Source organism: Enterobacter cloacae complex sp. P6RS, assembly GCF_014982245.1.
In the GTDB taxonomy this organism is placed as follows: Bacteria; Pseudomonadota; Gammaproteobacteria; order Enterobacterales; family Enterobacteriaceae; genus Enterobacter; species Enterobacter bugandensis.
In genome coordinates this window covers 63,440-84,924 of the sequence record NZ_JADCLB010000019.1, presented here as the reverse complement: position 1 = coordinate 84,924, position 21,485 = coordinate 63,440, and the positions used below count along the sequence as shown (strand labels likewise).

Genomic DNA, 21,485 nt, shown 5'->3' with positions numbered 1-21,485 from the left:
TACTGGGGATTCCTCAGCCCTGTGGGAGAGGGCCGGGATGAGGGCAACAGACCGCACCAAACCAGACCGCACCTGCCTTCACGCCCGGTGGCGCTGCGCTACCGGGCCTACAAAACACTGCTTCATCTTTATCGTGACCCCCCTCCCAAATCTTCTACGATCCACAGGATCTTTATTTTGTAATCGATTACTTTTCATTTGAACTGTTTTGTAATCGATTACTTTTTCCGGGTGAGGCTTATCATGGTGTCAACTGAAAGTAGTGAAAAGGCGATAGTGCAGCACCGGCTGCTGGTGCCGCGGCTGTCGCTGATGATGTTTCTGCAATTTTTTATCTGGGGTAGCTGGTCGGTCACGCTCGGCCTGGTGATGACCCAGCACAACATGTCTCTGCTGATTGGCGATGCGTTCTCCGCCGGGCCCATCGCCTCCATTCTCTCGCCGTTCGTGCTCGGGATGCTGGTGGACCGCTTCTTCGCCTCGCAGAAGGTGATGGCGGTGATGCACCTCGCGGGCGCGGCGATCCTCTGGTTCGTGCCGGGGGCGCTGATGGCCGAGAACGGCGCGCTGCTGATTGGCCTGCTGTTTGGCTACACGCTCTGCTACATGCCGACGCTGGCGCTGACCAACAACATCGCGTTCCATAGCCTGGCGAACGTGGATAAAACCTTCCCGGTGGTGCGCGTGTTCGGCACCATCGGCTGGATCGTGGCGGGCATTTTCATCGGCGTCACCGGCGTGGCGTCCAGCGTTACCATTTTTCAGGTAGCGGCGGCCAGCTCCGTGCTGCTGGCGCTTTACAGCCTGACGCTGCCGCACACGCCTGCGCCCGCGAAAGGCCTGCCGGTGAAGGTGCGCGATCTCTTCTGCGCGGATGCCTTTGCGTTGCTCAAAACCCGCCACTTTTTCGTCTTCTCCGTCTGCGCGATGCTGATCTCCGTCCCGCTCGGCACCTATTACGCCTACACCGCCTCGTATCTGGCGGATGCAGGAATTGCCGACGTCAGCACCGCCATGTCCTTCGGGCAGATGTCCGAGATCTTCTTCATGCTGGTCATTCCACTGCTGTTCCGCCGCTTGGGGGTGAAGGTCATGCTGCTGATCGGCATGCTGGCGTGGTTTGTGCGCTACGCCATGTTCGCGCTGGGCGTCAGCGAGGAAGGGCGCATTCTGCTGTATCTCGGTATTCTGCTCCACGGCGTCTGCTACGATTTCTTCTTTGTCGTCGGCTTTATCTACACCGACCGGGTGGCGGGCGAAAAGGTCAAAGGCCAGGCGCAGAGCATGATCGTGATGTTCACCTACGGCATCGGCATGCTGCTTGGCTCGCAAATTTCCGGCGCGCTCTATAACCGCCTGGTGGCAGGGCAGGCCGTGCCGCAGGCGTGGGTGACATTCTGGTGGATCCCGGCGGTAGCGGCCGCGGCGATCGCGCTGATTTTCCTTCTCACGTTTAAGTATGACGATGACAAGGCGTAACGTTCAGGAGGTGGTATGAGGACGATGAAAGGACCCGGCATTTTTCTGTCGCAGTTTATTGGCGCAGAAGCGCCGTTTAATTCGCTCGACGGGCTGGCTGAATGGTCGGCAGGTAAAGGTTATAAGGCGGTGCAGATCCCCTGCAACCATCCGCACATCTTTGACGTCGAGAAAGCCGCAGAGAGCCAGGCCTACTGCGATGACATCGCCGCTACGCTGGCCGCGCACGGGCTGGTCATCAGCGAACTGTCTACCCATCTGGAAGGGCAGCTCGTGGCGGTGAACCCCGCCTACAGCGACGCGTTTGACCACTTCGCGCCCGCATCAGTGCGCGGTAACGATGCTGCGCGTCGGGCGTGGGCAACCGAAAAACTGAAGCAGGCGGCGGTCGCCTCGGCAAGATTAGGTCTGAAGGCGCACGCCACCTTCTCCGGCTCGCTGGCGTGGCCGTTTTTCTATCCGTGGCCGCCGCATAACGAGCATCGTTTTCAGGAAGCGTTCGAGGAGCTGGCAACCCGCTGGCGGCCAATACTGGATACCTTTGGCGAGCAGGGGGTGGACGTCTGCTTTGAGCTGCATCCCGGGGAAGATCTGCACGACGGCGTGACCTTCGAGCGTTTTCTGGCGCTGGTGGATAACCATCCGCGCTGCAACATCCTCTTTGATCCGAGCCATATGCTGCTCCAGCAGATGGACTATCTGGCCTTTATCGACATCTTCCATGCGCGCATCAAGGCGTTCCACGTGAAGGATGCCGAGTTTCGCCCCAGCGGGCGCAGCGGCGTGTACGGCGGCTACCAGCCGTGGATCAACCGCGCCGGTCGCTTCCGTTCGCCCGGTGACGGGCAGATCGACTTTAAGGGCATTTTCAGCAAGCTGACCCAGTACGACTACGACGGCTGGGCGGTGCTGGAGTGGGAGTGCTGCCTGAAGGATGGCGATACCGGCGCGCGCGAAGGCAGCGAATTTATCCGCCGCCATATCATTCCCGTTTCCGGACGGGCGTTTGATGATTTCGCCGCAGGGGGCAGTCATGATTAACGTCGGGATCGTCGGCAGCGGGTTTATTGGCCCGGCACATATCGAGGCGCTCAGGCGCCTCGGGTTTGTTCAGGTGGTCGCGCTGTGCGACGGCTCGCTCGTTAAGGCGCAGGAAAAGGCGCGCCTGCTAAACGTACCGCACGCTTACGGCAGCGTTGAGGAGCTGCTCGCGCACCCTGATTTGCACGTGGTGCACAACTGCACGCCGAACCACCTGCACGCACAGATTAACCGCCAGATCCTGTGCGCGGGCAAGCACGTGTTTTCCGAAAAGCCGTTGTGCATGACGCCTGAGGAGGCGCGCGAGCTGGTGGCGCTGGCGGAGCAGGCGGGCGTGGTGCACGGCGTGAGCTTCGTCTATCGCCAGTTTGCGATGGTGCGTCAGGCGGCGAGCATGATGCACGCGGGCAGCCTCGGGCGGATTTTTGCCTCACACGGCAGCTACCTACAGGACTGGATGCTGCTGGAAACCGACTACAACTGGCGGGTGGATGCCGCGCTCGGCGGCGCATCGCGGGCGGTGGCGGATATCGGCTCCCACTGGTGCGACACGGTGCAGTTCGTCACCGGGCGGCGCATTACCGAGGTGATGGCGGATCTCTCCATCGTCTGGCCGACGCGCAGGGCCAGCAAGGGCGGGAATCAAACCTTCTCCCATGACGAACAGGCGGAGTATGAAGACAAACCAGTCACGACCGAAGACTTCGGCTCGGTGCTGTTCCGCTTTGACGACGGCAGCAAAGGCAGCTTTAGCGTCTCGCAGGTAAGCGCCGGGCGTAAAAACCGCCTGACGTTTGAGATCAACGGCAGCGAGCGGTCGGTGGCATGGGATCAGGAGATCCCGCAGCAGCTGTGGATCGGCCATCGTGCGCAGGCCAACCAGACGCTCACCGACGATCCGGGGCTGATGAACCCTGACGTTGCCGACAGCGCCCATTTCCCTGGCGGGCATATTGAAGGCTGGCCGGATGCCTTCAAAAATATGATGGCGCAGTTCTACCGCGCCGTGCAGGCGGGCGCAATGCCGGAGACGCCGCAGTTTGCGACGTTTCACGATGGCGCAAACGTGATGTATATCATTGATGCCATTGTGAAAAGCCATCAGCAGCAGCGCTGGGTGCGCGTGGAATGCTGACGCATTGCCCGGTTCGCCGGGCAACAAATTTATGGTAGCCTGCACAAAACGCTAACCGCAGGATGTATCGTCGCTATGTCAATTCAGAAAATCGCTCAGCTGGCCGGGGTTTCCGTGGCAACGGTCTCCCGCGTGCTGAATAACAGCGACACCGTGAAGGCGAAAAACCGCGAGCGCGTTCTGCAGGCGATTCAGGAGAGCAACTACCAGCCAAACCTGCTCGCCCGTCAGCTGCGCACCGCCCGCAGCTATATGATCCTGGTGATGGTGTCCAACATCGCCAACCCGTTCTGCGCCGAAGTGGTGAAGGGCATCGAAGCCGAGGCGGAGAAAAACGGCTACCGCATTCTGCTGTGCAACTCCGGCTCGGACATCGAGCGCTCCCGCTCGGGCTTGAGCCTGCTCTCCGGCAAAATCGTCGACGGCATTATCACCATGGACGCCTTCTCGAAGCTGCCGGAACTTGCCGCGCTGATTGGTTCTGCACCGTGGGTGCAGTGCGCCGAATACGCCGATGCGGGCGCGGTCTCCTGCGTCGGCATCAATGATGTGGACGCTTCACAGCATGCCGTCAGCCAGCTGGCCGACGACGGCCGCAAGCGTATCGCGATGATCAACCACGATCTCAGCTACAAATATGCCCGCCTGCGCGAACGCGGCTACAAGAGCGTGATCCACCTGCGGGATCTGGACTATCAGGCAGTGGAGTATGCCAGCGATCTCAGCTCCGGGGCGGGCATGGCGGCGATGCAAAACCTGTTAAAAGATAATCCGCCGGATGCGGTATTTGCCGTTTCCGATACGCTGGCGGCGGGCGCGCTGCGCGCCATTCAGCAGGCAGGTCTGCGGGTGCCAGAGGATATTGCCGTGGTCGGCTTTGACGGTACGGAGCTGGCGGACATGATTTCACTTACCACCATCGAACAGCCGTCGCGGGATATAGGGCGCAAGGCGGTCAATCTTCTCTTAAACAAAATCGACAACCCGGATGCGCCCACGGAAAGGGTGATGATGGACTGGCGCTTTATTTCCCGCGCCAGCACCTGATTATCTGGCAATAACGCCTGCCAGGGAGCGAATATCGTTCCCGGTCGGCGACTGGTGAATACGCAGGCCAAACTCATCCACTACCGCGAAAATATGGTCGAAGATATCGGCCTGAATATCTTCGTATTCCGCCCAGATTACCGTATTGGTAAAGGCATATATTTCAATCGGCAGCCCGTTGGCATCCGGCGCCAGCTGGCGCACCATCAGCGTCATATCTTTACGAATACGCGGATGGTTACGCAGATATTCATTCAGGTAAGCGCGGAAGGTGCCGATATTGGTCATCTTGCGCAGGTTTAATACCGATTCCCCTTCGCCGTTCTGCTGATTCCACAGGCTAATTTCCTCATGGCGCGCGGCCAGATAAGGCTTCAGCAGTTTCGCCTGAATCAGCTTCTGCTGCTCCTGCTCGTCGAGAAAATGAATGCTGGTGGTATCGATATTCAGGCTGCGCTTGATGCGTCGCCCGCCGGAGGCGGACATCCCACTCCAGTTGATAAAAGCGTCGGAGACCAGCGCCCACGTCGGAATGGTGGTGATGGTGTTATCGAAGTTGCGTACTTTAACGGTCGTCAGGCCGATGTCCGTCACCGTACCATTAGCGCCGTACTTCGGCATCTCCAGCCAGTCGCCGAGCTTGAGCATGTCGTTGGCGGAAAGCTGAATACCCGCCACAAGGCCGAGTATCGGGTCTTTAAACACCAGCATCAGGACGGCGGCCATCGCACCCAGACCGCTGATCAGAATCGCCGGGGACTGGCCGATCAGCAGGGAGATAATCAATATCCCCACCAGGATAGCGCTCACCAGCTTGATGCCCTGGAAGATCCCCTTCAGCGGCAACTGCGAGGCGGTCGCCATCTTTTGCGACAGATTAAATATCACGTCCAGCAGCGAGAAGAAGGAGAGCAGGGCATACACCATCACCCACAGCTTCGCGCAGGTGGTGAGTATTTCCGCCGCTTCGCTGCCTTTTTGCAACCACAGTACCGCCTGAACGTTGACGATTATCCCCTGCAGGGTAAAGGCCAGACGGTGAAATAATTTATTCTGGGTAATGATTTGCAGCCATAAATGGCTACTGGCCTGCGCGCGTTTCTCGAATGCGCGCAGCACCAGTTTGTGCAAAATAAAATGAACAATGATGGCGGTGAGAAAAATAATACCAAAGATAATCACTAAAGAGGTGGTGTGATTAATTTCAATCCCTAACTCTTCAACCTGAGCAATTAATTCCTGCATAACGTCTCCTGTATTGTTGCAGCCCCATAATGGCGGCTGCGGATCTATTATGCAAATTCACAGGGTTATTTGGCGGCCTCACAGACCTTCACAACCGGCAGGCAGAGACGATGACGCATGCGCAGCGTCGCCAGCGCCAGGATAACCATCAGGCCGGTTTCCACCGCCAGGAAAAGGGTAATCGCCTGCGCGTAATCCCCGTGGTAATTCTGCAGCCCGTGCAGCAAAATCGCCCCGAAAATGGCCGGGCCCAGACCCAGCGCGGCCTGCTGCAGCGTGCTGAGAATGGCGCTTGCGGCCCCTGCGTCGTCAGGCTGGATATCGCGCATCCCGATGCGGTAGAAGCTGTTTACAATCAGCGCCTGACCGTAGCCCACCAGCCCGGTGGCAGGGGCCAGCGTCAGCGCGGTGTTGTTCACGCCCCAAAGCCGGAACGTCGCGATGAGCGCCAGCAGGCCGATTATCTGAATTGCCAGACCCGTCAGCAGAATCGTGCTGGTACTGTAGCGGGCAATCAACCGCGGCGCGAACCAGGCAGAGATAAAATAGGTCACGCCCAGGGCGATAAAGCTGTTCCCGGACTGCCACGGCGCCATCCCCAGACCGGTCTGCATGGTCAGCGCCATACAGAACATAAACCCGGACCAGACGCTGAAAAAGAGCAGCGCAATCACGATGCCAAAGCGAACGCTGCGAAGCTGAAGCAGGCGTGGAGGGATCAGCGGATAGGCATTCTCTCTCTCCTTTTTGCGCGCGTTCCGCGCCATCAGCCAGGCCAGCGGAATAATGGCAAGAAGCATAACCTTCAGCGACCACGGCCAGTGCCACTGCGGACCGAGCGCCATCGGGAACAGCAGGCAGCAAAGAATGAGGGCCAGCAGCACGGTGCCTGTCCAGTCGATGCGCGACGGCGTTTCACGACGGGTTTCCGGCACGTAGCGGCGGCTTAACGCCAGCACCACCAGACAAATCGGCACGTTGATAAAGAAGGCGTTACGCCAGCCCAGCCCGGCGATATCCGCCGACACCAGCCAGCCGCCGCCCATCTGCCCGACGATAAACGCAATCCCGCCAATGCCGCCAAACAGGCTAATGGCTTTCGCGTGGGCGCTCCCTTTTAGCGTGACGTGCAGCGTGGCGAGGATCTGCGGCATGATGAGCGCTGCCCCCGCGCCCTGAACGATGCGTGCGGCCAGCAGTAGTTCAATATTTCCCGCCATCCCGCACAGCAGCGAGGCCAGCCCAAAAACTGCCACGCCCCACATAAACAGGCGACGGCGGCCACGGTTATCCCCCAGCTTGCTGCCGAGCGCAAGGCAGACGGCAAAGGCCACGCCGTAGAGAGCGACAATGAGCTCCAGCTCGGTGGCGGTGGCGTGCAGCGAGTGGGTGATGGCGTCCAGCGCCACGTTGGTGATTGAGGTATCAATCATCGGCAGCATCTGGCCGGTTAACAGCAATATCAGGCCTGCGCGACCCGGTGAAACAACTGACGTATTCATGGTAACTCCATTGCGTCATTCATCAGATGGTCGTAGCATCAACCATCTGATAAACGGGTACCAGTTCTTGTTTATACTGGTACTGGCACTACCATGCAGGGGGATTTATGGCCTTGATGTCTGAACCCGTCACCTCACTTCAGGATGACACCCGAAAACAGCTGGGGGCATTTTTACGTGCCCGGCGGGAAAGCCTCGATCCCCAGCGTCTCGGCCTACCGCGCAGCGGTCGGAGGCGCACGCCGGGCCTGCGCCGGGAAGAGGTGGCAATGCTCGCTGACGTGGGCGTGACCTGGTACACCTGGCTTGAGCAGGGCAGGGACGTCAACCCCTCCAGCGCAGTGATGGCCGCCATCGCAAAAGCGCTGCAGTGCACCCCGACCGAGGCCCGGCATCTTTTCGTGCTCGCCGGCTTGCCGCCGGGTGAAGCCCCGCAGGCGGTCTGCTGCGAGGGTATCAGCGAAGGCACGCGCCGCCTGCTCGATACCCTGATGCCTAAACCCGCCAGCATTCAGAAGCCCAACTTCGACATCGTCGCGTGGAATGACAGCTTCGGGCATCTCATGGGCGTCGATTTCAACGCCATCCCGCCGGAAGACCGCAACTGTATTTACCTGTTCCTTACCCATCCGGCGTGGCGCGCGCGTCTCGGCAGACGCGACGACGTGCTGCCGATTTTCGTCTCCTATTTCCGCGCGGCGATGGCCGAACACCGGGGCGACCCGCTGTGGGAAGCCAAACTGGCGCGCTTCTTCGCGGTGTCCGAAGAGTTCAAAACCCTGTGGCACCAGCGCAACGACGTGCGCGGCGTAGAGAACCAGCTCAAGCTGTTTACCCATCCAGAACTGGGAGATTTTACGCTGCAGCAGATGTACTGGTACTCCGCGCCGCGAAACGGATCGCGGCTGCTGGTATATCTCCCGGTGGATGAGGCGGGGGAAAGGGCGATAGAATGGCTGGCGGCACAGGGGAAGTAAGTTTTTTGCGAGACGGTTTCAGGGAATAAGCGCCGAATCTGCTAAGTGGAGGAGACCGATGTAATGTTGGGTCTAACTTAAACCCATCGACTGAATCGACATCATTTCGACGAGGTGTTAAGTCGTCTATACTCTCGCCATGAGCAACCACTATGTCGCCACTGATGATTGATTCCGCAGATTTCAGCCAAAAATTAGGCCTTATCTCCCGAAACGTCGAACATACCGAAGCGTTTCTTGCGCGGGGTACGGTGGACTTTCATCTGCCCGGATTTATGCTGCCTGTGGGATATCGCCTGTTAAAATCGCGCTACGGCGATGAATACCGTCTCGTGACCACCGAGGACGGAAAACCCTATACGGCGTATGCGGTAAAGTTGACGTTTCATAAAGAAATTACGTTCCCTCACGGGGCTGCGACACAGGTCATGGTGTGGCGTACGCCACGCGCTGTCCATCAGCGGGTAATAAGTGGATTACCCCAATCTTTCTTCCAGTGGGTGCTAAGCGAATACGACATTGTGGTCTCTGACAGCGAACAGACTGGCGACGGACAGCGGTTTTGGTTACGCATGATCGACTGGGCGTTCACCATGAACTATCGCATTAGCGTGGCAGACGGTACAGTGGGAGAAGAATGGACGTTAACGCCCGTAAACTCTTACGCCGAGCTGGAAGAACGCTGGATTGCCTTTGCCTGGGGAAGCGATCGCGATGTGCATCCACACCGCAGGCTGGTCATCAGTAAAACGTAACGGGCCGCGTGCAGCGGCCCGTTTGAATCAGCACTCGGTCACAATCGTGCTCAGCGGCAGACGAGACTTCGGCAGCGTGGCGTTGAAATCTTCCACGCTGTGGTGCCCAACCGGCACCACCACCAGGCTGGTGAAGCCTTTCTCTTTCAGACCAAACTCTTCATCCAGAATCGCCGCGTCAAAGCCTTCAATCGGCACCGCGTCCAGGCCCATTGCGCCCACGCCCAGCAGGAAGTTACCGACGTTCAGGTAAACCTGTTTCGCCATCCACTGGTCGTCATCTTTCAGATCCACGCGGTGCATGTCGGCGAAGTAGGTGCGGCCCTTATGGTTCGCGGCTTTAGCTTCCGGCGTGTTGAAACGGCCATCGGCCTCTTCCTGGTCGACAACGCGCTCAAGCCAGGCGTCGTCCATCGCGGTTTTCGCGCAGAACACCACCACGTGAGAGGCGTCCAGCATTTTGCGTTCGTTGAAGACATAGGTGCCCGCGGCGGATTTCGCCACGCGGGCTTTACCTTCCTCGGTGCTGGCCACAATGAAGTGCCACGGCTGGGAGTTGGTGCTGGACGGGCTGTACTGCAGCAGGGTTTTGATTTTCTCTGCTTCTTCAGCGGTCAGTTTTTTGGTTGGGTCGAACGCCTTGGTAGAGTGGCGTTTCAGGGCGACAGAAATGATATCCATGACTACTCCTGGTAATGAAATTCGCCCGTGCGCGGGCGCGAAAGGAGAGCAGATTACCGCGCGAAGCGGCAAAAGATAAGTGCGATTCGAGCGGTTATACTGTTTGGCGCAGACGAACAATCAGGCAGGGCGTATCCATTTCTGGTCTTTTTTCGGCAGCTTATCGACGACCAGGTTCCACGAATCCTCGATCAGGTCGGCGACCAGTTCTGGCGTGATGTCCTCGGTGCCGTAGAGCGAAATCCAGTGTTTTTTATTGAGGTGGTAACCCGGCTCAACGCCACGGTAAATCTGCTGATTTAACAGGGATTTTTCCGGGTCGGATTTCAGGCTAACGTGGGGGCGTCCGTGCGCGGTGGCCATCAGCATAAAAATTTTCCCGCCCACCTTAAACACGTCGTACTCGGGGCCAAACGGCCAGCAGTGTTCGGTGAAAGGCATCTCCAGCGCGACGCGTTTTGCGTGCGCCTGCAGGGATTTACTGTCCATCGTTATCCTCCTGAGCCAGCCCGCGCCACATGGCTTCGAAACCCAGCGCTTTAAAATCGGTGGCGCGGGACGGATCGCGGGTGGCAAACTCCATGGTGGTTTCCGCCAGCGATAAGAAAAGCGCATCGCCAAAGGTTTTGAATTCATCGGACATAAACACCGGGCGCACCGAACGGCGGCATAGCTCGTGAAGTTCCGGGAACATCTCTTTCACCGCCTGTTCCGTTTCAGCGCTTAGCTTTTCACTGACGCCAATCTGGCGGATCGCCGCATGCGCCACGGGGTTACGAATCCCCCAGTCCACGTAGCTGTTCCAGATATTGCGGGTATGCTCTTTAGGAAGCGTGAGGGTGCGATCGAGGTTCGCCAGCATGGTCTGGCAAAGATCCTGCTTGAGGTGCAGGTAAAGGGCATTCAGCAGATCGTCTTTAGTAGCAAAGTAGCGAAACAGCGTGCCTTCAGCGACGCCCGCATTACGGGCAATTAACGCCGTTGAGGCGGCAATCCCTGACTGTGCAAATGCCACCGTCGCGGCTTCCAGTAAGGCCTGTTTTTTATCTTCACTTTTCGGACGTGCCACTAAATTTTTCCCCCTTTCAATTATAAAAACCCTGATTGAAACACGTGCTTTGACACGCTGCAACGCGGAATGTCAAAGATCGAAAACGTCTTGACGACTTTATCATCATATCTATAATGAGTGCTTACTCACTCATAATCAAGTTTCCCTCGCGTAAACCATCGGATGGCGCGCGTTTTCGGGTCAGGATATGAAAAAGCCTCTCTTCATCTGCGTGGTGTTCCTCATGATTATTGCTTCAGCTGCGAGTTTACCGTTTGTTTTGAATGCCGGATTTGGCCAGCCGCCGCAGGGCGCGCAGCTTACGGAAGTGGAGGCTTCTCCGCACTATCGCGACGGAAAGTTTCACAACGCGCTCCCGACGCCTGGCTTTACCGGGCAGCAAAACATGCTGGTGGCGTGGTGGCAGTTCCTGACCCGTAAAACCGAAAACGCTCGTCCGGCGCAGCCGCTGCCGCTGGTGAAAACCGATCTGGCGAGCCTGCCTCTGGAGCAGAATACGCTGGTGTGGCTCGGCCACTCCTCGTGGTATATGCAGCTGGCGGGAAAACGCATTCTGATCGACCCGGTCCTCGGCAACTACGCTGCGCCGTTCTCGTTCCTCAATAAAGCGTTTGCGGGAGAGTATCCGTGGCGCGCGGAGAGCATGCCGGAAATCGACCTGCTGATTATCTCGCACGATCACTACGACCATCTGGACTACGCCACCATCCGGGCGCTGCTGCCGAAGGTGAAGCGCGTCGTTACGCCGCTCGGCGTGGGATCCCACCTGCGCTACTGGGGAATGAAGCCTGAGATTATCGACGAACGGGACTGGAACCAGTCGGTGCACATCAGCGATGCGCTGACGGTTCATGTCCTGCCCGCTCGCCACTTCTCGGGGCGCGGCATTAAGCGTGACCAGACCCTGTGGGGCAGCTTCATGTTTGTCACGCCAGAGCAGAAGGTCTACTACAGCGGCGATTCCGGTTATGGCCCGCACTTTAAGGCCATCGGCGAGCAGTTTGGCGAAGTGGATTTAGCCATCATGGAAAACGGCCAGTACGACCAGGACTGGAAGTACATCCACATGCTGCCGGATGAAACGGCGCAGGCCTCGGCGGACCTCAATGCGAAAGCGGTGGTGCCGGGGCATAACGGCCGCTTCGTGCTGGCGAAACACACCTGGAACGATCCGCTGATCCAGCTGGCGCGGGCCAGCAAGGACAAAAATTATCGGCTGTTGACGCCGGAACTGGGTGAGCCGGTCCGGGTGAGCGATAGCACGCAACAATTTCGTGAGTGGTGGGAATAATGTTGAACCAAGAAACAGAGGGGGAGAGCAGCATGACGATTTCCGCTCAGGTCATTGATACGATTGTCGAATGGATCGATGACAACCTACACCAGCCGCTACGCATCGAAGAGATCGCCCGCCACGCGGGTTACTCCAAGTGGCATTTACAGCGGCTGTTTATGCAGTACAAAGGCGAAAGCCTGGGGCGCTACATCCGCGAGCGCAAGCTGCTGCTGGCGGCGCGGGATCTGCGTGAATCTGACGAGCGCGTGTACGAAATCTGCCTGCGCTACGGCTTTGAATCGCAGCAGACCTTTACGCGCATCTTTACCCGCACCTTCCATCAGCCGCCCGGGGCTTACCGCAAAGAGAACCATAGTCGGGCGCATTGAAATTGCCGAAACAAAGGCCGGGTAAGGCATCGCTGCTACCCGGCTTTTTTATTGGCCTACGACGCCAGTGAAAACCAGCGGCGCCAGACGAAACGCAGGATGAAGAATTCGATAGCGCCGAGCAGTAAAAACCACACGCAGAACAAAATGGTGTAGAGCTGGTTCAGATCGACCATATGAAAGGTTTGAACCAGCTTCTGCGCCAGCACCAGACCCAGCGACGGCGCGGGTAGCAGTAAGCAAGAGATCAGGGCCATCAATAAAATGCCCCCCGCAGTCAGCAGCGATTCCAACGGGTGTTTCATCGTAATGTTAATCGTCAGTTAAAAATGTCATTGTCCGGCATCCTTTAACGTAAAGCAATATCAACCCGTCGGCCCTTTTTAAATTAAATAATTCCATCCGCCGAAGAATAATGCGCGGAAGGCGAGTAATTTAATCCGGATGATTAAATTAATATCGCGCTATGTAAATAAATGTCTGCATCACGAAAATAATTTTACAAACATATAGGTGCTATATCCAATTAACGTCGCAATAACAATGGCTGCGACAATGTATAACGCCAGGCGCCGTCCGCGAGAAATACCAAACATGGTTCCCCCTCGTTTAGGATTGGTTTAGAAATATTTTGTAAAAATCAGCTCGTCGAAATAATTTTAATCAATTTTGAATAACCCAGTGGTAAATATATTGCGGTAGATCAATTTTACCCGCAAGACTTTAAAATCATTTTATTTAAGCCAGAAAGGAATTCAGGCTTCTGTTCACCGGATATTGAAGGAAAAATATGATGACTGAAAAAAAATACTCCCCAAACGTGCCGCCTTCCGGCGGGCTGGCATACCAGCAGACCGCAGAGCAGGTGCTTACCCACGTGCAGAGCCAGGCCAGCGGTCTGGATCGTGCAGAGGCGCAGGCGCGTCTGCAAAAAACAGGGCCGAACGCGCTGCCGGAGAAAAAAGGTAAACCCGCCTGGCTGCGTTTTTTGGCCCATTTTAACGATGTGCTGATTTACGTTCTGCTGGCCGCCGCGGTATTAACGGCGGTAATGGGTCACTGGGTCGATACGCTGGTAATTTTGGGCGTGGCGGTCATCAATGCGCTAATTGGCCATATTCAGGAAAGCAACGCAGAAAAATCGCTGAAGAGTATTCGCAATATGCTTTCCAGCGAGGCGCGCGTTATTCGTAACGGCAGCCATGAAACCATACCGACGACGGAAATAGTTCCGGGCGATATTATTGTATTGCGCGCGGGGGATCGTATTCCGGCGGATATGCGTTTAATCGAAGCGCATAATTTACGCGTGGAGGAGGCGATTCTGACCGGTGAGTCCACCGTGGTGGATAAACACACGAATTCGCTGAGCGGCGAATTACCGCTGGGCGACCGCACCAATATGGTTTTTTCCGGGACGACCGTGAGCGCAGGCGGCGGCGTCGGCGTGGTCACCGCGACCGGTAAGGATACGGAACTCGGCCACATCAACCAGATGATGGCGGGCATTGAAAAGCACCGTACCCCGCTGCTGGTGCAGATGGACAAGCTCGGTAAAGCGATCTTCGCCATTATCCTGGCGATGATGGCCGCGCTGTTCGTCTTCAGCCTGATGTTCCGCGAGATCCCGATGGGCGAGCTGCTGCTCTCCCTGATCAGCCTGGCGGTCGCCTCCGTACCGGAAGGTCTGCCGGCGATTATCTCCATCATCCTCTCCCTGGGCGTACAGGCGATGGCGCGCAAGCGGGCGATTATCCGCAAGCTGCCGACGGTTGAAACCCTGGGCGCGATGACCGTGGTCTGCTCGGATAAAACCGGGACCCTGACCATGAACGAGATGACGGTAAAAGCCATCATCACCGCCGACGTCTGCTACCGCGTGGACGGCAACAGCTACGAGCCGGTAGGCAATATCTACCTGGAAGGCAGCGATGAGCCGGTGCAGGTCCAGCCGGGCACCGTCCTGGAGCAGTACCTGCGCACCGTTGACTTGTGCAACGACAGCCAGCTGATTCAGGACGAGCGTGGCCTGTGGGGCATCACCGGCGGGCCAACCGAGGGCGCGCTGAAGGTGCTGGCGGCCAAGGCCCACCTCGAGCCGGTCGTGACCACGCTGGTTAACAAGATTCCGTTCGACTCACAGTACAAGTACATGAGCACCCACTACCAGATTGGCGGTGAGGAGCAGATTTTGATTACCGGCGCGCCGGACGTCATTTTCGCCCTGTGCAACCAGCAGCAGACGCGTAACGGTGCGCAAGCGTTCAACCGTGCGTACTGGGAAACGGAGATGGAGCGCTATGCGCGTCAGGGGCTGCGCATGGTTGCCGCGGCGTTCAAACCGGCGAACGGCGAGCAGGAGCTGACGCACGACGACCTGAGCCACGGCCTGATCTTCCTCGGCATCGCCGGAATGATGGATCCGCCGCGCCCGGAAGCGATTGATGCAATTAACGCCTGCCAGCAGGCGGGGATCCGCGTCAAGATGATCACCGGCGATCACCCGCAGACGGCGATGAGCATCGGCCAGATGCTGGGGATCAGCAACAGCGAGCAGGCGGTTACCGGCTATCAGCTGGAGAAAATGGACGACGCCGAGCTGGCGGAAGCGGCGGTGAAATATGACATCTTCGCCCGTACCAGCCCGGAGCATAAGCTGCGCCTGGTGAAAGCGTTGCAGGATAAAGGCGAGATCGTCGGCATGACCGGCGACGGCGTAAACGATGCCCCGGCGCTGCGCCAGGCGGACGTCGGCATCGCGATGGGCATTAAGGGCACGGAAGTCACCAAAGAGGCGGCGGACATGGTCCTGACGGACGATAACTTCGCCACCATCGCCAGCGCGGTGAAAGAGGGGCGTCGCGTTTACGACAACCTGAAGAAAACCATCCTGTTCATCATGCCGACCAACCTGGCGCAGGGGCTGCTGATTGTGATTGCGCTGCTGGCGGGGAACATCATTCCGCTGACGCCGGTGCTGATTCTGTGGATGAACATGGCGACCTCCGCCACGCTCTCCTTCGGCCTGGCCTTTGAGGCCGCCGAGCGCAACATCATGCGCCGCCCGCCGCGCCAGACCGGGCAGCACGTGATGGATGCCTACGCCGTATGGCGCGTGGCCTTCGTCGGCACCATGATTGCCATCGCCGCCTTTGCGCTGGAAGCCTGGCTGGCCCCGCGCGGGCACAGCGCGGAGTTCATCCGCACCGTGCTGCTGCAGATGCTGGTCTGCGCCCAGTGGGTGTACATGATTAACTGCCGCAACACCGAAGGGTTCTCCCTCAACCGCGGCCTGCTGGCGAACAAAGGGATCTGGCTGGTGACGGGCGTACTGTTCCTGCTCCAGGCGGCCATTATCTACCTGCCGTTTATGCAGATGCTGTTCGGCACCGAAGCGCTGCCGCTGCGCTACTGGTTCGTGACGCTGGCGGTGGCTGGGGGGATGTTCTTCGTCGTCGAAATCGAGAAGCGACTGACCCGCAGGTTCCGTAAGGCTGCATAACGAAAATCTTACCCCTCATCCTAACCCTCGCCCCTTTGGGGAGAGGGCCGGGGAGAGGGGAGAAACAACGCTGAGGTACTCCCATGAAACTTCCACTCCTGTTCGCCCTTCTTGTCAGTACCCTGCAACCCGTCTTCGCCGCCGCGGTCCCCGTTCGCGTCGCCACCGTGGAGCAGACCGCCCATGCCGCCGAGCGCCAGATCCCGGGCCGCATCGAAGCCATTCACACCGTTGAACTGCGCGCGCGCACGGAAGGCGTGATAACGAAAATCAACTTCCGCGACGGGCAGTACGTGAAAAAAGGCGACGTGCTGTTTGAGCTGGACGACGCCGAGCCGCGTGCTGCCCTGCGTCTGGCGCAGGCCGAAGTGAGAAGCGCTGAAGCCACGCTGCGTCAGGCGCAGCAGCAGCTTTCCCGCTTCGAAAGCCTGGGCAGCAGCAACGCCATCAGCCGTCACGACGTGGACAATGCCCGCATGCAGCGCGATGTGGCGAGCGCCGCGCTGGAGCAGGCCAAAGCCCGGCTCGACACCCGCAGCGTCACCCTGAACTACACCCGCATCACCTCGCCGATTGACGGTCGCGTGGGCCACAGCCAGTTCCACGTGGGCAGCCTGGTGAATCCTGCCAGCGGCGTGCTGGTGGAGGTGGTGCAGCTCGATCCCATCCGCATCGCCTTTGCGCTGGAAGAGGGGGCGTTTGCCACCAAAGCCGGACAGCACGCGGATATCAGCGCCATGAAGCAGGCCTGGCAGGCGCTGATCGACAGCAACGGCCAGCGCGTCGGCGGGGAACTCATCTCCGTGGACAACCGCATCGACCCGCGCACCGCCAGCGTGATGCTGCGCGCCGAGTTTGCTAACCCGCGCCACCAACTGCTGCCCGGCGGCAACGTGAACGTTTATCTGCGTCCGGCGAGCGAGCAGCCGGTGCTGACGCTGCCTGCCGCTGCGGTTCAGCAGAACGGCGACGGGTTCTTCGCCTGGGTGGTTAACGCCGACGGCAACGCCGAAAGGCGCCCGCTGAACGTGGCCGGGCAGATCGGCCAGCAGTTTCAGATTGCCTCCGGCGTGAAGCCCGGTGAGCGAGCGATTACCGACGGCGCGCAGCGCGTGCAGCCCGGCGCTGCCGTCCAGATACTCAATTAAGGAGCCATCATGCTGACGTTTTTCATCAAACGCCCGCGCTTCGCGATGGTGATTGCGCTGGTCATCACCCTGCTGGGGGCCATCGCGCTGAGGATTATTCCGGTAGAGCAGTACCCGCAGATCACCCCGCCGGTGGTGAATGTGTCCGCCAGCTGGCCGGGCGCCAGCTCGGCTGACGTGGCGGAGGCCATCGCCACGCCGCTGGAGACGCAGCTTAACGGGGTGGATCACATGCTCTATATCGAGTCCACCAGCTCGGATGAAGGCACCTACAGCCTGAACATCACCTTTGCGGCGGGGACCGATCCGGACCTTGCTGCCATCGACGTGCAAAACCGCGTGGCGCAGGCCGTGGCGCAGCTGCCGACCGAGGCACAGCAAAACGGCGTGCAGGTGCGCAAGCGCGCCACCAACCTGATGATGGGTGTAAGCCTTTACTCACCGAACAACACCCACACGCCGCTGTTTGTCAGCAACTACGCCAGCACGCAGGTGCGCGAGGCGCTGTCGCGTCTGCCGGGCGTGGGACAGGTGCAGATGTTTGGCGCGCGGGACTACAGCATGCGCATCTGGCTGCGTCCGGACCGCATGAACGCCCTGAACGTGACCACTGATGACGTGGCGCAGGCGCTGCGCGAGCAGAACGTGCAGGGGGCGGCGGGCCAGATCGGTACGCCACCGGTATTCAACGGCCAGCAGCAGACGCTGACCATCAACGGGCTGGGGCGCTTAAGCCAGGCCGACGACTTTGCCGACATCATCATCCGCGCGGGGGAGATGGGCCAGCTGGTGCGCCTGAAGGACGTCGCCACCATCGAGCTCGGCTCGCGCAGCTACAGCTCCGGCGCGCAGCTGAACGGGCACGACTCCGCCTACCTCGGTATCTACCCAACGCCGTCTGCCAACGCCCTGCGCGTGGCCGACGCGGTACGCGCGGAGCTGGAGCGTCTCTCGACGCGCTTCCCGGACGACCTGGTCTACGAGGTAAAATTCGACACCACCACCTTCGTTGCCGCCACCATTAAAGAGATTGGCGTCTCGCTGGCGCTGACCATGCTGGCGGTTGTGGTGGTCGTTTCCCTCTTCCTGCAAAGCTGGCGCGCGACGCTGATTGTCGCCCTCGCCATTCCGGTGTCGCTGGTGGGCACCTTTGCGGTGCTCTACGCGCTCGGCTACTCCGCCAACACGCTGAGCCTGTTCGCCATTATTCTGGCGCTGACCATGGTGGTGGATGATGCCATCGTGGTGGTTGAGAGCGTCGAAACCCTGATGGCGGAAGGGCAGAGCCGCACGGCGGCGACCGCGCTGGCGCTGCGCCAGATCGCCGGGCCGGTGATCGCCACCACGCTGGTGCTGCTGGCGGTCTTTGTGCCGGTGGCGCTCCTGCCGGGGATCGTGGGCGAGCTGTACCGCCAGTTCGCGGTGACGCTCTCCACCGCCGTCACGCTCTCAAGCCTGGTGGCGCTGACCCTGACGCCCGCGCTCTGTGCGATGCTACTGCGCCCGCGTCCGGCGAAGCCTGCCGCGATTTTCCGTGGGTTCAACCGTGGGCTGGACGCCACGCGCACGCTTTACACCCGGATAGTGAGCGTATTCAACCGGCGTCCGTGGCTGGCGCTGCTGGCCACCGCAGGCGCGGCGGCGGCGTTCAGCTTTATGTCGATGCCAAAGGGCTTCCTGCCCCAGGAAGATCAGGGCTACTTCTTCGCCAGCGTCCAGCTGCCGGAGGCGGCCTCGCTGGAGCGCACCGAAGCGGTGATGGCTACCGCGCGCGAGCTGATTGCTAAAAACCCGGCGGTGGAAGACGTCATTCAGGTCTCCGGGTTTAACATCCTCAATGGTACCAGCGCGTCGAACGGCGGGTTTATCTCCATCATGCTGAAGGACTGGAGCGAGCGCCCGCCGCTGGACGAGGTGATGGGCACCCTTCAGCGCCAGCTGCTGGCCCTGCCGGAAGCGACCATCATGACCTTCGCGCCGCCGACGCTGCCGGGGCTGGGCAACGCCTCTGGCTTCGACCTGCGCATTCAGGCGCAGGCGGGGCAGAGCCCGGCGGAGCTGGAGCGCGTCACCCGCGAGGTGCTGATAAAAGCCAACCAGCATCCGCAGCTGAGCCGCGTGTTCACCACCTGGAGCAGCAACGTGCCGCAGCTGACGCTGACCGTTGACCGCGAGCGTGCGGCCCGGCTCGACGTGCCGGTGTCGCGCATCTTCAGCAGCCTGCAAACCGCCTTCGGCGGCACCCGCGCCGGGGATTTCAGCGTCAACAACCGCGTTTACCACGTGGTGATGCAGAACGAGATGCAGTGGCGCGAGCGCGCGGAGCAAATCAGCGAGCTGTTCGTGCGTAGCAACAGCGGCGAGCGGGTGCGTCTGAGCAACCTCGTCACCATCACGCCGACCGTCGGCGCGCCATTTATCCAGCAGTACAACCAGTTCCCGTCGGTATCGGTAAGCGGCTCAGCAGCGGAAGGGGTAAGCAGCAGCACCGCGATGGCGGCGATGGGCGAAATTCTGGCGCAGAGCCTGCCTGCCGGGTACGACTACGCCTGGAGCGGCATGTCGTATCAGGAGCAGCAGACCGGCAACCAGGCGGTATGGATTGTGCTGGCGGCGGTGGTGATGGCGTGGCTGTTCCTCGTCGCCCAGTACGAGAGCTGGACGCTCCCGGCGAGCGTGATGCTTTCGGTGCTGTTCGCCATCGGCGGGGCGCTGGTCTGGCTGTGGCTGGCGGGCTACGCCAACGACGTGTACGTGCAGATCGGTCTGGTCTTGCTGATCGCGTTAGCGGCGAAAAACGCGATTCTTATCGTGGAGTTCGCCCGCGCGCGGCGGATGGACGGGATGGCGATTGTCGATGCCGCGCGGGAAGGGGCATCGCGCCGCTTCCGCGCGGTGATGATGACCGCCGTGTCGTTCATTATCGGCGTCCTGCCGATGATGCTGGCGACCGGGGCGGGTGCCCAGAGCCGCCGCATCATTGGCACCACGGTGTTCAGCGGCATGCTGGTGGCAACCGTGGTAGGGATTGTGTTTATCCCCGCGCTGTTCGTGCTGTTTCAGCGCCTGCGCGAGTGGGGCCACGGCCTTACTACGGACTCGTCGCCCACAGCTCGCAGTGCTTCTGAACCAGAGAAATAAGCGAGCCGCCGTCGGCGATGAAGTCCCGCATGCGCTGCGCCTCGCTCTTGCCCTGCTTTAACAGCAGGGCAATTTCATTAATTGCGCTCGTTGCGCCGAGCTTTTCGGCCGACGGCGCAACCTGCTCCAGCAGCCAGGCGATATCGTCCGCCACGGTTTTGTGCTCGCCGGTATGCACGTCCGTCAGAACCCCCTCCAGCCCGTAGCGACACGCCTGAAAACGGTTAAAGCGGTACAGCAGAAAATCTCGTTCCTGATGTTTATACGGCCGCGTGGTCAGCAGCCAGTGGGACGTCGCCTGGATCAGCCCTGCGATATTAATCGCGTGGCCGAGCGTCAGCGGGGTATCCATCACCCGTACCTCAACGGTGCCAAAATGCGGGCTGGGGCGGATGTCCCAGTGCAGATCTTTAATGCTGTCGATCATGCTGGTAGCGCTCAGGCGTCGGAACAGCCCTTCGAACTCCTGCCAGCTGTTAACCCAAGGCATCTGGCCGTTATCCGGGAACCCGGAGAAGATGTTGAGCCGCGACGAGGAGAACTTCGTGTCGGTGCCCTGCATGTACGGCGAGGCGGCCGCCAGGGCGATAAAGTGCGGCACGAAGCGCGACAGGCCGTGCAGAAGATAAATGGCGTCATCCCCGGTCCGGCAGCCGACGTGCACGTGCTGTCCGAACACCGTTGCCTGCAAAATCAGGTAGCCAAAGCGCTCCAGCGTGACGTTATAGCGTTCGTCGTCGCACACCTCCTGACGCTGCCACTTCTGGAACGGGTGCGTCCCGCCGCCGCAGATCTGGATGTGCTGCTCCGCCGCCGCGCGCAGGATGCTCTGCTGCATCACCGAGAACTGCGCCGCCGCCTGGTCAATGTTCTGGCACACGCCGGTGGCGATTTCGAGCATGCTTTCGGTGATGTCGTGTTTGACTTCACCGCCTTTGATGTCGTCTTTGACGGCGGCGATGAGGGCAGAGGAGTCCTGGCTCAGATCGTAGCCCGGCGGGTTAACTACCTGCAGTTCGAGTTCGATGCCGAGGGTGAACGGTTCAGAGGATTTGAAATCAGGTAAAGGCATGGCGCACTCCGTTGTCTGTGAAT

At 59.6% G+C, this 21,485-nt stretch carries 18 protein-coding genes; 11 read left to right on the top strand and 7 right to left on the bottom strand.

The window, feature by feature from the left end; all coding sequences use genetic code 11:
* Positions 1–243: 243 nt before the first annotated feature.
* From INF73_RS13780 to INF73_RS13765, 4 genes are all read left to right on the top strand, one after another.
* A complete protein-coding gene (locus INF73_RS13780) occupies positions 244–1,479 on the top strand; it encodes an MFS transporter (RefSeq protein ID WP_193547302.1) in 1,236 nt (411 codons plus the stop codon).
* A gap of 15 nt (positions 1,480–1,494) precedes the next feature.
* Entirely contained in the window at positions 1,495–2,520 is a 1,026-nt protein-coding gene (locus tag INF73_RS13775; RefSeq protein WP_193547301.1) for a sugar phosphate isomerase/epimerase, read from the top strand.
* A complete protein-coding gene (locus INF73_RS13770; protein WP_193547300.1) occupies positions 2,513–3,655 on the top strand; it encodes a Gfo/Idh/MocA family protein in 1,143 nt (380 codons plus the stop codon). The genes INF73_RS13775 and INF73_RS13770 overlap by 8 nt, the downstream gene beginning before the upstream one ends.
* A gap of 75 nt (positions 3,656–3,730) precedes the next feature.
* Positions 3,731–4,702: a LacI family DNA-binding transcriptional regulator gene (locus tag INF73_RS13765; RefSeq protein WP_045260719.1), complete on the top strand. Its 972-nt coding sequence runs from the start codon at positions 3,731–3,733 to the stop codon at positions 4,700–4,702.
* Here INF73_RS13765 and INF73_RS13760 read toward each other — a convergent pair whose 3' ends face one another.
* Complete coding sequence (locus INF73_RS13760) at positions 4,703–5,947, bottom strand: mechanosensitive ion channel family protein (RefSeq protein ID WP_041911005.1); 1,245 nt, start codon at positions 5,945–5,947, stop codon at positions 4,703–4,705.
* A 65-nt stretch (positions 5,948–6,012) separates the two neighbouring features.
* Positions 6,013–7,449, bottom strand: a complete 1,437-nt coding sequence (locus INF73_RS13755) for an MFS transporter (RefSeq protein WP_193542828.1) — start codon at positions 7,447–7,449, stop codon at positions 6,013–6,015.
* 107 nt (positions 7,450–7,556) lie between these two features.
* Between INF73_RS13755 and INF73_RS13750 the strand changes: the two genes are divergently transcribed.
* Complete coding sequence (locus INF73_RS13750; RefSeq protein WP_193542830.1) at positions 7,557–8,426, top strand: helix-turn-helix transcriptional regulator; 870 nt, start codon at positions 7,557–7,559, stop codon at positions 8,424–8,426.
* Between the two features lie 152 nt (positions 8,427–8,578).
* The gene (locus tag INF73_RS13745) at positions 8,579–9,181 is read left to right on the top strand and encodes a hypothetical protein (RefSeq protein WP_193542832.1); all 603 of its coding nucleotides are present in this window, start codon (positions 8,579–8,581) and stop codon (positions 9,179–9,181) included.
* A 27-nt stretch (positions 9,182–9,208) separates the two neighbouring features.
* Here INF73_RS13745 and nfsB read toward each other — a convergent pair whose 3' ends face one another.
* The 3 genes from nfsB to INF73_RS13730 form a co-directional block, all read right to left on the bottom strand.
* Positions 9,209–9,862, bottom strand: coding sequence for an oxygen-insensitive NAD(P)H nitroreductase (nfsB, locus tag INF73_RS13740; RefSeq protein ID WP_047367650.1), 654 nt, complete (start codon positions 9,860–9,862; stop codon positions 9,209–9,211).
* 120 nt (positions 9,863–9,982) lie between these two features.
* Positions 9,983–10,351, bottom strand: coding sequence for an MmcQ/YjbR family DNA-binding protein (locus tag INF73_RS13735; RefSeq protein WP_028012250.1), 369 nt, complete (start codon positions 10,349–10,351; stop codon positions 9,983–9,985).
* Positions 10,341–10,931 (bottom strand): TetR/AcrR family transcriptional regulator, encoded by a 591-nt coding sequence (locus tag INF73_RS13730; protein WP_028012251.1) that lies wholly within the window; start codon positions 10,929–10,931, stop codon positions 10,341–10,343. The genes INF73_RS13735 and INF73_RS13730 overlap by 11 nt, the downstream gene beginning before the upstream one ends.
* Before the next feature lie 190 nt (positions 10,932–11,121).
* On the opposite strand from INF73_RS13730, the gene INF73_RS13725 reads away from it, so the two are divergent.
* The gene (locus INF73_RS13725) at positions 11,122–12,225 is read left to right on the top strand and encodes a RomA family MBL fold metallo-hydrolase (protein ID WP_193542836.1); all 1,104 of its coding nucleotides are present in this window, start codon (positions 11,122–11,124) and stop codon (positions 12,223–12,225) included.
* Between the two features lie 32 nt (positions 12,226–12,257).
* The gene (locus tag INF73_RS13720) at positions 12,258–12,599 is read left to right on the top strand and encodes a RamA family antibiotic efflux transcriptional regulator (RefSeq protein WP_028012253.1); all 342 of its coding nucleotides are present in this window, start codon (positions 12,258–12,260) and stop codon (positions 12,597–12,599) included.
* A 56-nt stretch (positions 12,600–12,655) separates the two neighbouring features.
* Here INF73_RS13720 and INF73_RS13715 read toward each other — a convergent pair whose 3' ends face one another.
* Positions 12,656–12,904, bottom strand: a complete 249-nt coding sequence (locus INF73_RS13715; RefSeq protein ID WP_041910998.1) for a DUF1158 domain-containing protein — start codon at positions 12,902–12,904, stop codon at positions 12,656–12,658.
* A gap of 488 nt (positions 12,905–13,392) precedes the next feature.
* On the opposite strand from INF73_RS13715, the gene INF73_RS13710 reads away from it, so the two are divergent.
* From INF73_RS13710 to INF73_RS13700, 3 genes are all read left to right on the top strand, one after another.
* The gene (locus INF73_RS13710; RefSeq protein WP_193547303.1) at positions 13,393–16,101 is read left to right on the top strand and encodes a cation-transporting P-type ATPase; all 2,709 of its coding nucleotides are present in this window, start codon (positions 13,393–13,395) and stop codon (positions 16,099–16,101) included.
* Between the two features lie 83 nt (positions 16,102–16,184).
* On the top strand, positions 16,185–17,249 hold the full coding sequence (locus INF73_RS13705) for an efflux RND transporter periplasmic adaptor subunit (RefSeq protein ID WP_193542847.1): 1,065 nt from the start codon (positions 16,185–16,187) through the stop codon (positions 17,247–17,249).
* 9 nt (positions 17,250–17,258) lie between these two features.
* Positions 17,259–20,390, top strand: a complete 3,132-nt coding sequence (locus tag INF73_RS13700; protein ID WP_193542845.1) for an efflux RND transporter permease subunit — start codon at positions 17,259–17,261, stop codon at positions 20,388–20,390.
* Here INF73_RS13700 and INF73_RS13695 read toward each other — a convergent pair.
* A complete protein-coding gene (locus tag INF73_RS13695) occupies positions 20,341–21,462 on the bottom strand; it encodes a YbdK family carboxylate-amine ligase (protein ID WP_045260729.1) in 1,122 nt (373 codons plus the stop codon). The genes INF73_RS13700 and INF73_RS13695 overlap by 50 nt on opposite strands.
* Positions 21,463–21,485 lie beyond the last annotated feature (23 nt).